At 70.8% G+C, this 14,028-nt stretch carries 12 protein-coding genes; 1 reads left to right on the top strand and 11 read right to left on the bottom strand.

Features of this window, described 5'->3' with window-relative positions; genetic code table 11:
* Positions 1-13: 13 nt before the first annotated feature.
* From LN652_RS18810 to LN652_RS18760, 11 genes are all read right to left on the bottom strand, one after another.
* A complete protein-coding gene (locus tag LN652_RS18810) occupies positions 14-2,779 on the bottom strand; it encodes an FG-GAP-like repeat-containing protein (RefSeq protein WP_230442113.1) in 2,766 nt (921 codons plus the stop codon).
* A 252-nt stretch (positions 2,780-3,031) separates the two neighbouring features.
* Complete coding sequence (locus LN652_RS18805) at positions 3,032-3,820, bottom strand: ABC transporter ATP-binding protein (RefSeq protein WP_230442112.1); 789 nt, start codon at positions 3,818-3,820, stop codon at positions 3,032-3,034.
* A complete protein-coding gene (locus tag LN652_RS18800) occupies positions 3,820-4,788 on the bottom strand; it encodes an ABC transporter permease (protein WP_230442111.1) in 969 nt (322 codons plus the stop codon). The genes LN652_RS18805 and LN652_RS18800 overlap by 1 nt, the downstream gene beginning before the upstream one ends.
* Complete coding sequence (locus tag LN652_RS18795; protein WP_230442110.1) at positions 4,785-6,809, bottom strand: glycosyltransferase; 2,025 nt, start codon at positions 6,807-6,809, stop codon at positions 4,785-4,787. The genes LN652_RS18800 and LN652_RS18795 overlap by 4 nt, the downstream gene beginning before the upstream one ends.
* Positions 6,806-7,987 carry a UDP-galactopyranose mutase gene (glf, locus tag LN652_RS18790; RefSeq protein ID WP_230442109.1) on the bottom strand — a complete coding sequence of 394 codons (1,182 nt, stop codon included), beginning with the start codon at positions 7,985-7,987 and terminating at the stop codon, positions 6,806-6,808. The genes LN652_RS18795 and glf overlap by 4 nt, the downstream gene beginning before the upstream one ends.
* Positions 7,988-8,022: 35 nt before the next feature.
* Entirely contained in the window at positions 8,023-8,940 is a 918-nt protein-coding gene (locus LN652_RS18785; RefSeq protein WP_230442108.1) for a glycosyltransferase family 2 protein, read from the bottom strand.
* Positions 8,937-9,866 (bottom strand): glycosyltransferase family 2 protein, encoded by a 930-nt coding sequence (locus LN652_RS18780; protein ID WP_230442107.1) that lies wholly within the window; start codon positions 9,864-9,866, stop codon positions 8,937-8,939. The genes LN652_RS18785 and LN652_RS18780 overlap by 4 nt, the downstream gene beginning before the upstream one ends.
* Positions 9,867-9,897: 31 nt before the next feature.
* The gene (locus LN652_RS18775) at positions 9,898-11,460 is read right to left on the bottom strand and encodes an LCP family protein (protein ID WP_230442106.1); all 1,563 of its coding nucleotides are present in this window, start codon (positions 11,458-11,460) and stop codon (positions 9,898-9,900) included.
* A 97-nt stretch (positions 11,461-11,557) separates the two neighbouring features.
* A complete protein-coding gene (locus LN652_RS18770; RefSeq protein WP_230442105.1) occupies positions 11,558-12,169 on the bottom strand; it encodes a GNAT family N-acetyltransferase in 612 nt (203 codons plus the stop codon).
* A complete protein-coding gene (locus tag LN652_RS18765) occupies positions 12,166-12,489 on the bottom strand; it encodes an acyl-CoA thioesterase (protein WP_230442104.1) in 324 nt (107 codons plus the stop codon). Before LN652_RS18765 ends, LN652_RS18770 begins: the two co-directional genes overlap by 4 nt.
* An 8-nt stretch (positions 12,490-12,497) precedes the next feature.
* On the bottom strand, positions 12,498-12,662 hold the full coding sequence (locus LN652_RS18760; RefSeq protein ID WP_230442103.1) for a hotdog family protein: 165 nt from the start codon (positions 12,660-12,662) through the stop codon (positions 12,498-12,500).
* A gap of 25 nt (positions 12,663-12,687) precedes the next feature.
* Between LN652_RS18760 and LN652_RS18755 the strand changes: the two genes are divergently transcribed.
* Entirely contained in the window at positions 12,688-13,902 is a 1,215-nt protein-coding gene (locus tag LN652_RS18755) for an LCP family protein (protein WP_230442102.1), read from the top strand.
* Positions 13,903-14,028 lie beyond the last annotated feature (126 nt).

The raw sequence follows: 14,028 nt of genomic DNA, 5'->3' as shown, positions 1-14,028 counted from the left end.
GCGCGCCCCTGACCTACCCGGCCAGGTCGTAGCCCCCCAGTCCCTCACCGAGCACGCGCGGACGTGAGACGCCCGCCCGGCGCCCGCCGTAGACGTAGACGACCCCGCTGGCGCGGTCGCGCACGATGTAGTCGCCGCCGCCCTTGAGCGTCATCGCCTGCACGCCCAGCACCCAGTCGAAGCCGGAGAGGTCGCTCGGCAGGCCCGCGCGGGACGGGACGCCGCCCTTGACCGGCACCGGGTCGTTGAAGCCCCGGCCGTTGCCGGCCCAGACGGCGAGCCTGCCCGCGGTGGTGCCGATCAGGTCCGGCAGCCCGTCGCCGGTGACGTCGCCGACGGCGGTGAGGCCCGAGACCGCCCCGAAGCCGGAGCCGAGCAGCGTGGGCTGGGCGAGCGCACCGGTGCCGTTGCCCGTGGCGAGCCACAGCTGACCGGAGGTGTCGCGGGTGACCACGTCGCCGAAGCCGTCGCGGTTGACGTCGCCGGCGTTGAGCAGCCGGTCCATCCCCGCGAAGGAGACACCGGTGTCGATCGGCGCGCCCAGCTCGAAGGTGTCGCGGTTGGCCACGACGACGAGCTGCTTGCCGGCGACGCCCACGAGGTCGGCGCCGGGGCCGCCCACCAGGTTCGCGCTGGTGATGGCACGCATCGTGCGCAGGTTGGTGGCCGGCCCGACAGGCGCCCCGAAGCTGCCGTTGCCGTGGCCGGGGTAGACCATCATCTGGCCCGCCGAGGTGCGCGCCGCCAGGTCGGTGCGACCGTCGCGGTTGAAGTCGCCGGTCACGATCCGGTTGACCTTGCTCCAGGCCCCCGCGACCCGCTGCGGACGGGCGAACAGCCCGGTGCCGTAGCCGGTCTGGAGGTAGAGCCGGTTCTTCGAGCGCAGCAGCAGGTCCGCGCGGCCGTCGCCGTTCAGGTCGCCGGCGCCGATGATCTGCCGGTAGCTGCTGTAGCCCTTGCGGGTGACCTTGCGGGAGAACCCGCCCTTGCCGGTGGCGGTGAGGACCACGAGCCGGCCCTTGAAGCGTGCCACCAGGTCGTTGCGCCCGTCGCCGTTGAGGTCACCGGCGGCGGCGAACAGCGAGTAGCCGCGCAGGTTCATCTTGCGCACGGTCTTGGCGAACTTGCCGTTGCCGCTGCCCTGGCGGATCCGGACGGTGCCGCGCTTGTCGACCGTCACCAGGTCGGGCGCGCCGTCGCCGGTGAGGTCGGGCGAGACGAGGACGTCGGAGACCTTGTCCCAGCCCTTCTTGCCCACCACCGTGCGCTTCTGGAAGGAGGTGAGGCCGCCAGTCGGCAGCACCACGCCGCGACCGTCGGAGGCACGCCGCACGACGAGGTCCGGGTAGGGCGAGGCGTCGAGGTTGTTCTGCGGGTTCGGCGCCGACACCGCGATCGGCGTCGGTCCGGTCGTGACCGGCGCGGCCTGCGAGGCGTAGGTCCGGATGAGCGGGATCTGGGCGTACAGGTACTTGCCGGGGCAGGCCGTGGAGCCGGCGTCGCGGTGGCCGTTGATCGCCGCGAAGGTCGAGCGGCCCACCTTCTGCGACATCGAGGCCGGGTCGACGCCGGCCAGCGACAGCTTCCAGGCGAAGAGCTGGCCGTAGGCCCGCAGCATCGCGTCGCTGGGCTGCTGCACGTCGTAGTTCCCGATCGCGGACATCGCGAAGGCGTAGTCGTTGTAGTTCAGCGTGTGGGCGCCGACGACCGCCTTGTCGATGCCGCCGAAGCGGCCCTCCCAGATCCGGCCGAAGCGGTCGACGAGGAAGTTGTAGCCGATGTCGCTCCACCCGCGGGACTTCACGTGGTAGGCGTAGATGCTGCGGATGATCGCCGGGACCTGGTCCTCGGTGTAGTCGTTCGCGTTGACCGTGTGGTGCACGAAGCCGGCGTTGATCGTGCCGTAGCGCAGCGAGCTCTTGTCACGGATGGACTCGTCGGCACCCCACTGGGCGCGGGAGAAGATCGTGGGCTGCGCGGCCGTGCGCTTCGCGCTGGTGGCGATGCGTGCGCTGGTGCGACCGTTGTTCGACGCCGCCTGCAGGGCGATCTGGTCGTCGCCCTCCGACTGCACCAGCGAGCCCTGCTCGTCGTACTCCTGCTCGTAGCCCGCCGTGCCGGACGCGTCGTCCTGGCGCTCGGCGGGAGCCTCGGTCTCGCTCCCCTTCGCAGACCCCGGATCGACGAGCGCGAGCGAGAGGTCGTCGGGAAGCGTCGCCCCGTCGGTGCGCGCCTGCACCTGCACGTCGTCGACCTCGCCGACGAACATCGGCTCGGTGCCGGGACGGGCCTTCGCCGCCTCGGCGCTCCCGGCGTCGGGGCCGTGCTCGTCGTGGTACTCCAGCGCCTCCCAGCCGCTCCACTCCTCACCGGTGCGGGTGCGGACCCGGAGGGTGATCTGGTCGTCGTCGAGGTCCTCGCCGTGCTGCCAGGTCACGCCGATGGCCGCGAAGCCTGAGACGGCCTGCGGCTTGCTGGTGACCCGCGCGCTCGTGGCACCGCCCGCGACCGTACGTCCCTGCAGGCCGGCGAACCCGCCGCCGGACGTCGTGAGCGGCACCTCCGTCACGTGCGGCGTGACCGCCTTCAGCGGGACCGTGGCCGACGTCAGCTCCGCCGGCATCGGGCGCCCGACCGCGCCGCGGTCCGACCCGGCCGAGCGGTCGCCGATGATGTCCAGCGAGACCACGCCGGAGGCGGGGGTGAGCACGACGAGCATGACGCCGAGCGCCAGCACCTGCTGGCAGAACGTGACGAGACGAGCCTGGGAAGGGCGCATGAGAAGAACCTGTTCCTGTGTGGGGGAAGGTCACACAAGGCAGAAGTTCACACCAGTCACACCAGTCACGGAAGAGGTTCCGAGTAACTACAACGGTGTAATTTCCAGTCGACACGCCGTTACATGGATGTCATTCTCGCCGGATCGCCGGTCAACAGGCCCCCGACACGCCGCGAGCGGTGTCCCAGCCACCTTTCCGACGTGCGGAAGGTGGCTGGGACACCGCTCGGGTGGAGGCGGGCGAGGAGCCGCCTAGATGTCGCTGGCGAGCGCGTCGTCGCGCGAGTCGACCTCGTCGCCGTCGTCTTCCTCGTCGCCGTCGTAGTGCAGGAACTTGATCGCCTCGTCGACGTCGCCGTCGAAGCCGACCCGCCCCTTCTCCAGGACGATGGCGCGGTCGCACATGCGCTGCACCGAGCCCGCGGAGTGGGAGACGTAGAACATCGTGATGCCCGACTCGCGGATCTCCTTCATCCGCTTGAGGCACTTGCGCTTGAACGGCCGGTCCCCCACCGCGAGCACCTCGTCGGCGATGAAGATGTCGCAGTCGACGTGGACGGCGACCGAGAAGCCGAGCCGGGCGAACATGCCCGAGGAGTAATTGCCCACGGGCGTGTCGAGGAACTTGCCGACGTCGGCGAAGGCGGCGATGTCGTCGAACTTCGCGTCCGTCTCCTCCTTGCTCATGCCCAGCATCGCGGCGTTCATGTAGATGTTGTCGCGGCCGGACAGCTCGTTGTGGAAGCCGGCGCCGGTCGCGATCAGGCCGGAGATCCGGCCCCGCGTCAGGACCTGGCCCTCGTCGGGGCGCATCACGCCGCTGACGAGCTTGAGCAGCGTGGACTTGCCGGAGCCGTTGAGGCCCATCAGGCCGATCGACTCGCCCTGCTGGACCTCGAAGGAGACGCCGTCGACCGCCTTGAAGGTGCCGTCGCCGCCCGTCGAGCCGCCCTTGCCGGGCCGCAGCACCTGCTTGAGCGTGCGGTGGTACTGGTAGCGGAAGGTCTTGCTGACGTCGTCGACGAGGATGGAGGTGGTCATCAGAGGCGCTCCGGGATCGACTTCTCGAGGCGGGCGAAGACCCACTGGCCGACGACGAGCAGCACCAGCCCGACGGCCAGCATGACGAAGCCGCGGGTGTAGAGGTGGTCGGCGAACTCGGGGGCCGGCACCAGGGTCGGGTCGACGTCCGACCGCGGCATCACCGCGCACGGGCCGTCGCACGTGGGGTACCAGAAGCCGCGCTGGATCAGCTGGACGGCCTCGGCGACCGGGTTGGCCAGGTAGACCTCGTGCCAGAACGACGGGAACCGGTCGTAGGTGATCCAGTACGGGTACATCATCGGCGTCGTGAACGGCACCATGTTGATGAAGGTCTGCACGATCCGCTGGAAGTCGCGGAAGATCACGTTGATGCAGCTGAACATCAGGCCGAACGCCGTGCCGTAGACCATGATCAGCACGAAGCCGAGCAGCGCGGCGCCCATCCCCACGGCGTCGGGGACCCACAGCGGTCCGTCGCCCCACCACCCGGTGGCGAGGCAGGCCAGCACCAGGATGATCATCTGCGGGATCGCGTGCCACAGCGACACCAGCATCGAGGCGACCGGGAACATCTCGCGCGGCATCGCCATCTTGGCGATGACGCCCTTGTTGGCCAGCAGCGAGCGGGTGCCGGAGGTGACCGACTCGGTGAAGTAGTTGACCAGCACCATGCCCGCGAACAGGTGGATCGCGAAGTTCTGGAGGCCGAGGCCGCGCCCGAGGAGCAGGCCGAAGACGACGTAGAAGGTCAGGAACCGGGTGAACGGGTTGATGTAGGACCACAGCAGCCCGAAGGCGGTGCCGGCGTAGCGCGCCTGGATCTCGCGACGCACCATGAGGCGCAGCAGGTAGCGCCGGCGGAACACCTCGAGCACGCCCGAGGTCCGCGAGGGCGGCGCGAGCGGGACGTGGGCGAGGTCGTGGCGCACCTCGACCGTGGTCGAGGTGGCGCCGACCTGGCTCACGCACCCTCCCCGTCGTCGGTCCCGGACCAGGGGGCGAAGGTCTTCTCCCACGCCTCCGGCGAGGTGATCTCGCCGAGGGCGTCGCGGTACTGCTGGGCCAGCTGCGGCCACTCGCGGTGGAAGCGGCGGTGGATCTCGATGGTGCGCTTGAGCAGGTCGCGGTAGTGGGCGGGGTCGCGCTTGTAGAGCGCCACCGACGTCCCGTCGTTCATCGACACGACCGCCGAGTCGTACTTGACGAGGTTGTACCAGGACGCGTCCATCGCCGGGAGCTCGGTCTCGGGGTACTCCTCGGCCATCTCGCGCACCGGTCGCAGCTGGCGCAGCGGCGCCAGGGCCGCGGCGACGAGCGTGGCCTTGCGGCCCGGGATCTCGATGTCCGACTTGCCCTTCTTGGGCGGCTTCTTGCGCCGCACCGGCGGCAGGTCGTCGCGGTCGGGGTGGAGCTGGGCGTCGGACCACTGCTTGCGGAAGGCGTTGATGTCCGCGAGCTTGGTGGCGAGCTCGCCGTGCAGCGCGTGCGGGCCGCGCAGCACGTCCTCCATCGCGAGGTGGCGCAGCTCGGCGGTGGAGTACTGCAGCGACGCGAGGTGCTTGACCTGGTGGTTGAGGCTCTCGCGCACCATCCGGCCGCCGCGCTCGTAGGGCGAGTGCAGCAGGGCGGCGATGATCCGGTTGCGGTGGTGGAAGTACGACTGCCAGTCGAGGCCGTCGTTCTTGTCCGTCCACGGGATGTGCCAGACCGCGGCGCCGGGGAACGACACCGTGGGGTAGCCCGCCTGCTTGGCGCGCAGCCCGAACTCCGAGTCGTCCCACTTGATGAAGACCGGAAGCGACAGCCCGACCTCCTCGAGCACGACCCGCGGGATCAGGCACATGAACCAGCCGTTGAAGTCGACGTCGGCGCGCTTGTGCAGCCAGCGCGACGAGCGCAGGTTGCGGGCGCCGAAGTCCCACTGCGAGTAGCCGTCGAGGCGGGTCTGCCACCAGAACCGCCACGGCTGGACGATCTCGCCGAAGGAGTGCAGCTGCGAGCGGCTGTAGAGGTTGAACATGTGGCCGCCGACGATCGTCGGGCGCTTGGCCAGGTCACCGAAGGTGACGGCGCGGATGATGCCCTCGGGCTCGCAGACGACGTCGTCGTCCATCATCATCGCGTAGGTCGCGGTGCCCTTGCGGACGCTCTCGAGCTGGCCGCGGGCGTAGCCGCCGGAGCCGCCGAGGTTGCCCTGCACGATCACCCGGAGCTTGTCGCCCAGGCCTGCCTTCGCGGCCGGGAAGTACTCGCTCGCGGTGACCTTGTCCTTGCCCTGGTCCATCACGAAGACGGTGTCGAGGTAGGGCTGGAGCTCCTCGGTGTCACCCAGCTGACCGAGCAGCCGGGCGCTCATGTCGGGGAGCATCGTGGTGATGCAGACGTCGACGGTGCCGTGCTCGAGCCGGTCGGCCGGGACCTGCGCGGTCCACTCCGCCCCCTCCACGGTGGCGCCGTGGTCGCCGGCGACGACGTCGTACCAGTACCACCCGCCGTCGACGAACGGCTTGAGCGTCAGCGCGAAGCTGAACTCGCCCGCGTCGCCCTCGACCGTGGCGGAGTCGACGCGCTGGGAGTGACCGCGCGCCATGGACTTGTAGACCGTGACGGTCGTGCCGGCACCGGAGATCCGGACGGTCAGCTCGACCTCGTCGACGATCGTGTGACGGCGCCAGTAGGAGGCCGGGAAGGCGTTGAAGTAGGAGCCGAACGACAGCAGCTGCGACGGCTCGAGGCGCAGCGCGGTGCGCGAGCGGATCTGGTCGGGGTGCAGCTTCTTGCCGGTCGAGGTCGACTGGCGGATCGCCGCGTTGTTGAGGTCCTTGGCCGCCTTGTCACCACCGACGTCGTGCCGGTCGGTGTCGAGCCTGGCCTCCTCGAGGTCGACGTAGAGCGGGAACACGTCGGTGTCGCGGTCGATCGGCAGGATCTGCCGCTGCAGCAGCCGGGTCACGGTGCCCGTGCCGGCCGGGGTCGTGGTGCTCATGCCTCGATGCCTCCGCTCTTGAGCTCGGCGCCCTCGGTGAAGTGCGGCTTGAGCTTGTTGTCGAACATCGACAGGGCGGCCCCGATGGCCATGTGCATGTCGAGGTACTGGTAGGTGCCGAGCCGGCCACCGAACAGGACCATCGGCTCGGCCTGGGCGAGCTCGCGGTACTTCAGCAGCTTGGCGCGGTCCTCGGCGGTGTTGACCGGGTAGTACGGCTCGTCGCCCTCCTCGGCGAAGCGGCTGTACTCGTGGACGATCACGCTCTTGCCGGGCAGGTGGGTCTTCTCCCGCTCGGGGTGGAAGTGCTTGAACTCGATGATCCGGGTGTAGGGCACCTCCTGGTCGTTGTAGTTGACCACGCCCGTGCCCTGGAAGTCGTCGGTGTCGACGACGCTCTCCTCGAGGTCGACGGTCCGCCACGACAGGCGGCCCTCGGAGTTGCCGAAGTACTCGTCGACGGGACCGGTGTAGACGATCGGGACGGTGCCCTTGAACTCGTCGGCGACGTCGAAGAAGTCGGTCTCGAGGCGCACCTCGATGTTCGGGTGGTCGGCCATCCGGGTCAGCCACGCGGTGTAGCCGTCGACCGGGAGGCCCTCGTAGGTGTCGCTGAACCAGCCGTTCTGGAACGTGTAGCGCACCGGGAGGCGGGTGATGATGTCCGCGCTCAGCTCGGTGGGGTCGGTCTGCCACTGCTTGGCGGTGTAGCCCTTGATGAACGCCTCGTAGAGCGGGCGGCCGATCAGGCTGATCGCCTTCTCCTCGAGGTTGGTCGCGGCGGCCGTGTCGAACTCGGAGGCCTGCTCGGCGATCAGGGCCCGCGCCTCGTCGGGCGTGTGGGACTTGCCGAAGAACTGGTTGATCAGCGCCAGGTTGAGCGGCAGCGAGTAGACCTGCCCCTGGTACTTCCCGAACACCTTGTGGCGGTAGTCGGTGAAGGAGGTGAACCGGTTGGCGTACTCCCACACCCGCTCGTTGGAGGTGTGGAAGAGGTGGGCGCCGTACTTGTGCACCTCCACCCCGGTCTCGGGGTCGCGCTCGGAGTACGCGTTGCCGCCGAGGTGGTGGCGGCGCTCGAGGACGAGCACGCGCAGCCCGAGCTCCTCGGCGCAGCGCTCGGCGACCGTGAGGCCGAAGAGGCCGGAGCCGACGATGACGATGTCGGGGTGGGACAAGGGATTGACTCCTGTGGGTGAGGGGCTGTGCGAGTCTACCGAGGCGGGCGTGCCTGGTCGGCGAGGCGGCGCATGCCGCGCGCGGAGGCCATGGCGCGGATCACGTTGCGGGCCTCGGCGCGGCCGCCGCGCGCCGGGCTGAGCAGCACCACGGCCAGGGTGATCAGCCACGGCTTGAGCCGGACCAGGGCGTTCTCCCCGTGGCGCAGGTGCACCACGAAGAGGTTGCGGTACATGTAGAAGCCCTTCCAGCCCGACAGGTCGTGCTGCTGGTTGAAGTCGAGCTGGCGGACCAGCACGGCGTCGCGCACCGCCCAGATGCGGCGGCCGGCGTGCCGGGCGCGGACGGCGTACTCGGCGTCGTCGTAGAAGATGAAGAACGTCGGGTCGGGGAAGCCGATCTCGGTGACCACCGACCGGCGGGCCATGAACCCCTCGAACGCGACGTTCTGGACCTCGACGAGCGCGGGCATCGAGGCGCGGTCGGCGTAGACGGTGTCGACCGCCGCGCGCTTGGGCTTGATCGCGAGCGGGTGGCGCAGGTCGAAGTCGACCGCGGCCTTCTCGACCAGGACGCCCGAGAGGTCCTCGCGCACCGAGGTCAGGCAGTCCTCGTCGACCGCCATGAGGGTGGCCAGGCAGTCCGGCGCCGGGACCACGTCGTCGTCGACGAGCCAGATCCGGTCCCAGCCGCCGTCGTACGCCGTCCGCACCCCGAGGTGGAAGCCGCCCGCGCCGCCGAGGTTGGCCTCGGTGGTGATCACCTGCAGCGGCAGGTCGGTGCGGGCCGCGAGCACCTCGGCGGTGTGGTCGGTGCTGACGTTGTCGACGACGACCACGGCGTCGGGTCGGTGCGTCTGCGCGGCCAGGCCGTCGAGCAGGCGCACCAGCAGGTCGGCGCGGTTGTGGGTCACGACGACCACCGCGACCGTCTCGTGCGCGGTGCCGCTCATCCGAGGTACCTCCGGTGGCCGTCGAAGTCGCCGGCGATCCCGGCGCGCATCGCGCGCACGCTGAGCCGCAGGCGCGACAGGCTCGGGCGGGTGAACGTGTAGAACCAGGCGGTCTTCACCACGAAGGCCAGCGCGTGGAGCGGGCCGCGGTAGTCGCGCAGGTTGACCAGGTTGTTGCGGGCCATGCAGTAGTGCTTGAGGTCGCTGGGCGAGTCGTTGTAGGTCGTGCGGCCGAACATCATCGGCGTCCCGAGGTTGCCGACGCTCGGGTGGCGGACGGTGGCGGTGACGACGGTCGCCACCCGGGCGCCCGCCTCCTCGGCGCGCAGCCGGTACTCGTGGTCGTCGCCCCAGATGAAGAACTCCTCGCGCGGCAGGCCGATCCGGTCGACGAGCTGGCGGGTGACGAGGACGCCGTTGAACGGGATCACGATCCCGTCGATGCGTCCGTCACGGGCGGCGCGGCGCACGTCGTCGACGGCGTGGACGACACGGGTCCCGCCGGGCAGCCGGATCGGGAACACCAGGCGGCCGGGGTCGGCCTCGTCGACGACGAGGGGACCCCAGAAGTCGAGGTTGTCGGCCTCGACGAGCAGCCGCTCGAGGCAGTCGACGTCGGGCAGGCCGTCGTCGTCCATCAGCCACACCAGGTCGGCCTCGCGGTCGATCGCCCAGGCGAGCCCGTCGTGGAAGCCGCCGGCGCCGCCGCGGTTCGTGGACAGCGTGCGCCCCTGCAGGGACGTCTCGCCGGTGACCGACCGGCCCGCCAGCCACTCCCCCGTGCCGTCGGTCGACGCGTTGTCGACCACCAGCACCTCGGCGAGGCCCTCGATCTCGCCGAGCCGGTCCACCAGCGCCCGGAGCAGTCCGAGGCGGTTGAAGGTGACCACGACCGCGACGATGCGGGGCACGGGTCCGGTGGTCACGGCGTACACCCTAGGGCCGCGACGAGCACGCTCAGCAAACCGCGCCGAGGTCCTCCGACTCGTTGGCGGCGTAGCCCTCGGAGAGGGAGCCGACCGAGCCGCCGGTCACCGGCTGCGGGGCCTGGGGCGTGGCCGGGGCCTGCGGCGTGGACGGCGCCGGCTCCGTCGGAGCCGCCTCGTCCTCGGTCGCCGGCTCCTCCGACGCGGCGTCGGACGCGGCGTCGGGGGCGGCGTCGGGGGCTGGCGCGGCCTCGGCGGTCTTCTCGGGCGTACGCCCCTCCGCCTTCGCGATCGCCTCGGCGACCTTCTGCTGGACCAGCGCGATGTCGGGGTTCGCGGTGTTGATCATCGGCGGCACCAGCGACAGCGTGGAGATCTTCTGGCCCCGGGCCTTGAGCGCGAGGTCGACGAAGCGGTCGACCTCACCGCGCGGGATGTCGGTCGAGACCATCGCCGAGCTGGCCTTGGCGATCTTCTGGAAGTTGGTGACGGCCGTCTGGGGGCTGACCTGGTCGAGCATCGCGCCCATCACGCACTTCTGGCGCGCCATGCGCGAGTAGTCGTCGGAGTCGTGGCGGGCGCGGGCGAACCAGAGGGTGTCCATGCCGTCGAGGGTGCGCTTGCCGGGCTCGATGTAGCGGAAGAACGAGTCGGTGGGCAGGCCGACCGGGATCCGCTGGCGCACGTTGAGCTCCACGCCGCCGACCGCGTCGACGAGCTCGCGGAAGCCCTGCAGGTTGACCATCGCCCAGTAGTTCATCTTCAGGCCGGTGATGCCCTCCACGCCCTCGATCGTGGCGTCGACGCCGGGGTTCTTCGAGCCCTCGAACAGGTCGGAGTGGTCGAGCGCCCAGGTCGCGAGCCCGTTGAGGTACATCCCCTCCTCGTCGAAGCCGTCCGGGAACTGCTCGGCCATCACCGAGCCCTCCGGGAAGGGGAAGTTCTGCATGTTGCGGGGCAGCGAGATCAGCACCGTCTTCCCGGTCTCGGCGTCGATGCTGGCGACGGTCATCGAGTCCGGGCGCAGGCCCCACCGGCCGGCGCCGGAGTCGCCGCCCATCAGCAGGACGTTGTAGCGGCCGTGGTGGGCACCCACCGCGTCGCCGTTGCCGAACATCGAGATCATGAAGTCGCGCTGGACGCCGACCACGTGCGCGCCGAAGAGCAGGGCGCCGGCGACGCTGAAGCACAGGAAGCCGTTGACGCCGACGATCGCGAGCCGGTGCTGGCGCTGCAGGGTCAGCGGCTGGCCGAGGCGCCAGGCGTCGATGAACAGGTACGCCCACCCGATCGCCAGCGCCATCAGGCCCAGGCGCACGACCTGCAGCAGCCAGGTGGTGGTCCCGGCCCAGAACGCGACGCCGTGCCACAGGTAGGAGGCGACCAGCGTGCCGAGCCCGAGCAGCAGCAGCCCCACCCACGTCCGCAGCGCGATCTTCCCGACCCGGCGGTTGCCCGAGACCAGCTGCGCCGAGCCGGGCAGCACGAAGGTCATCAGGACGAGGGTCACCGCACGGCGGAACCGCACGCGCTGGGCGCGGTCCAGCGTGGTGAACCGCGGCTGGAGCGACCCTGGGGGTGGGACGGGCGGCATCGGAGGGCCTCTCTGCTGGGGGAAGTCAGCCCGACCAGTATCACCAGTCACACCCGTCCCACCGGGGCGCGACGCGCCGGGACCGGCCGGTCGTGCCTCACACCACCAGGTGCTCGGCCGCCATCCCCTCGACTGCCAGTGCGGTGACCAGGACGTCGTCGGGCGCCCGGTCCAGGAACACGAGGCGTACGACGTCCGGGTCGGGGTTGTCGGCGTCCGGACCGCGCCACACCAGCCGCATCCCCAGCCGCTCGGCCGTACGACGGGACGCGACGTTGTGCTCCACGAGGTAGGCCAGGACCGGGCGTCCGGGCTCGACCTCACGAGCGGCCCGCAGCGCGGCCTCCCCCATCTCGGTGGCGTAGCCCCGACCGAGGACCCGCTGGTCGAAGCGGTAGTAGAGGTTCCACCAGCCGCGACCCGTGACGTCGGCGTCCAGCGCCTCGTCGGGGACCGCGCAGCCGCCGCGGCCCACGACCGGGCCGTCGGCCCGGTCGCGCACCGACCAGTAGGCCAGCCCGTCGCGGGCGAAGCGGCGCCCGCTCGCCGCGACCATCGTCGCGCCGGCCGCCGGGTCGGTGACCACGCCCGACGGGAAGTGCCGCCAGGACGCGGGGTCGGCGTGGATCGCGAGCAGGTCCGGCGCGTCGGCCTCGACCGGCTCGTCGAGCCACAGCCGGGCGGTGCGGACGTGGCGGGGGTCGCTCACCCCTCGCGTCCGCGGTCGATCTCGGCCTTGCGGGACAGCCGGTGCGCCCGCCGGATCTCGGCCTCACGCTCGCGGCGCACGTCGTCGGGCGTCTCGGTCGCCAGGCGCGGGACCGGGCGCGGGTGCCCCTCCGCGTCGATGGCCACGAACACGAAGTAGGCGCTGGCGACGTGCACGGGCTCGTCGGACGCGTCGCCCCACGGCTGGGCCTCCACGCGGACGCCGATCTCCATCGAGGAGGTGCCGGCCCAGTTGACCTGGGAGTAGGTCTTGATGATGTCGCCGACGTGCACGGGCGCCAGGAAGGTCATCTCGTCCATCGCGGCCGTCACGGCCGGTCCGCCGCTGTGGCGGTAGGCCCGGCGCCCGCCGTGGAGTCGGCGAGCTTCATGATGTCGCCGCCGTGGACGTTGCCGAGCAGGTTGGCCTCGGTGGCCGAGGCGATGATCCCCAGGCTGACCCGGCTGTACGACGTGGGACGGGGGTCTGTCACGACGAGCACGGTAGCGTCCCTCCTCATGGCAGATCGTCCGAAGGGCTCCGGGGTGCCCGAAGAAGGGACCCCTGAGTACGACTGGCTCTACGGGAGCGCGTCGGCCACCCCGCCGTCCGATGCCACGCAGCAGATGCCGGCGCACGGTGGCGCGCGGGCCGACGAGACCCGCGTGATGCCTGCCGCGCGGCGCGAGGCCCGCGGCGGTGGCACCGGCGGCAACGGCGGGGGTCGCCCGCCGTCGCGGCCCCACCACCCCGCAGCGGCGGCGCCCCGCAAGCGGCGCCGCTTCCGCCCGCGCCTCGGGCTCCGGCTCATCCCGCTGCTGCTCCTGCTCCTGCTCGTCTACCTCGTCGGCGTGCCGCTGTTCTTCTACGGCAAGATCGACCGGGTCGACGCCGAGCCGGGCGGGGACCGCCCCGCCGACCAGCCCGGCACCAACTACCTGATCGTCGGCTCCGACAAGGCCGACGACCTGAGCGCCGAGCAGCGCAAGGTGCTGCAGACCAGTGAGCGCGGCGGCACCAACACCGACACGATCATCGTGCTCCACACCGGCTCGGGCGGCCGCACGATGATGTCGATCCCGCGCGACACGCTCGTCGAGGTCCCGGACGGCGGGACCCAGATGATCAACGCGGCCTTCGCCAGCGGCGGCGCCCCGCTGCTGGTGCAGCGCGTCGAGGCCCTCACCGGCATCCACATCGACCACTACGTCGAGCTCGGCTTCGGCAGCGTGATCAACACCGTCGACGCCTTCGGCGGGGTCGAGGTGTGCCCGAAGCAGGACATGGTGGACCCGCTGGCCCGGCTGGACATCAAGAAGGGCTGCCAGGAGGTCGACGGCCTCACCGCGCTGGCGTACTCCCGCTCGCGCCACGTCACCGCGCTCAGCGACCTCGACCGGGTGGCCCGCCAGCGCGAGGTGATCAGCGCCCTCGGCAGCGAGGCCAAGACGCCGTGGACCTTCGTCAACCCCGTGCGCTACTGGAAGCTCAACTCCGCCGCGTCGGCCGCGATCCGCATCGACGAGGGCATGAACCCCCTGGACCTGGGCCGCTTCGCCCTCGCCATGACCGGCAAGAGCCAGACCTGCACGATGCCCAACCTCAACGCGCCCAGCGACCCCAACCGGATCATCGCCGACCCCGACCGGGCGCCGGCGCTCTTCGACGCGATCATCGCCGACGAGACCGTGCCGAAGAAGTCGTGCACCCCGACGGGCCGCGTCACCAGCTGAGCACCCCGCCGAGCGGTGCGTGAGGGGGATCCCGAGGCTCTGGATTCCCCCTCACGCACCGCTCGACGCGTCTCCGGGACTTCTCTTGTCCGGGCGCCCTCCGCGGCGTACGATCGCGATATATCG

This window comes from Nocardioides okcheonensis, assembly GCF_020991065.1.
Taxonomy (GTDB): Bacteria; Actinomycetota; Actinomycetes; order Propionibacteriales; family Nocardioidaceae; genus Nocardioides; species Nocardioides okcheonensis.
The sequence above is the reverse complement of the archived record's forward strand: the minus strand, read 5'-3'. Positions and strand labels throughout refer to the sequence as shown.

Coding starts and splice junctions, on each gene's coding strand:
- LN652_RS18810 (WP_230442113.1), bottom strand. CDS start 2,779: ATGCGCCCTTCCCAGGCTCGTCTCGTCACGTTCTGCCAGCAGGTGCTG.
- LN652_RS18805 (WP_230442112.1), bottom strand. CDS start 3,820: ATGACCACCTCCATCCTCGTCGACGACGTCAGCAAGACCTTCCGCTAC.
- LN652_RS18795 (WP_230442110.1), bottom strand. CDS start 6,809: ATGAGCACCACGACCCCGGCCGGCACGGGCACCGTGACCCGGCTGCTG.
- LN652_RS18785 (WP_230442108.1), bottom strand. CDS start 8,940: ATGAGCGGCACCGCGCACGAGACGGTCGCGGTGGTCGTCGTGACCCAC.
- LN652_RS18775 (WP_230442106.1), bottom strand. CDS start 11,460: ATGCCGCCCGTCCCACCCCCAGGGTCGCTCCAGCCGCGGTTCACCACG.
- LN652_RS18765 (WP_230442104.1), bottom strand. CDS start 12,489: ATGGACGAGATGACCTTCCTGGCGCCCGTGCACGTCGGCGACATCATC.
- LN652_RS18755 (WP_230442102.1), top strand. CDS start 12,688: ATGGCAGATCGTCCGAAGGGCTCCGGGGTGCCCGAAGAAGGGACCCCT.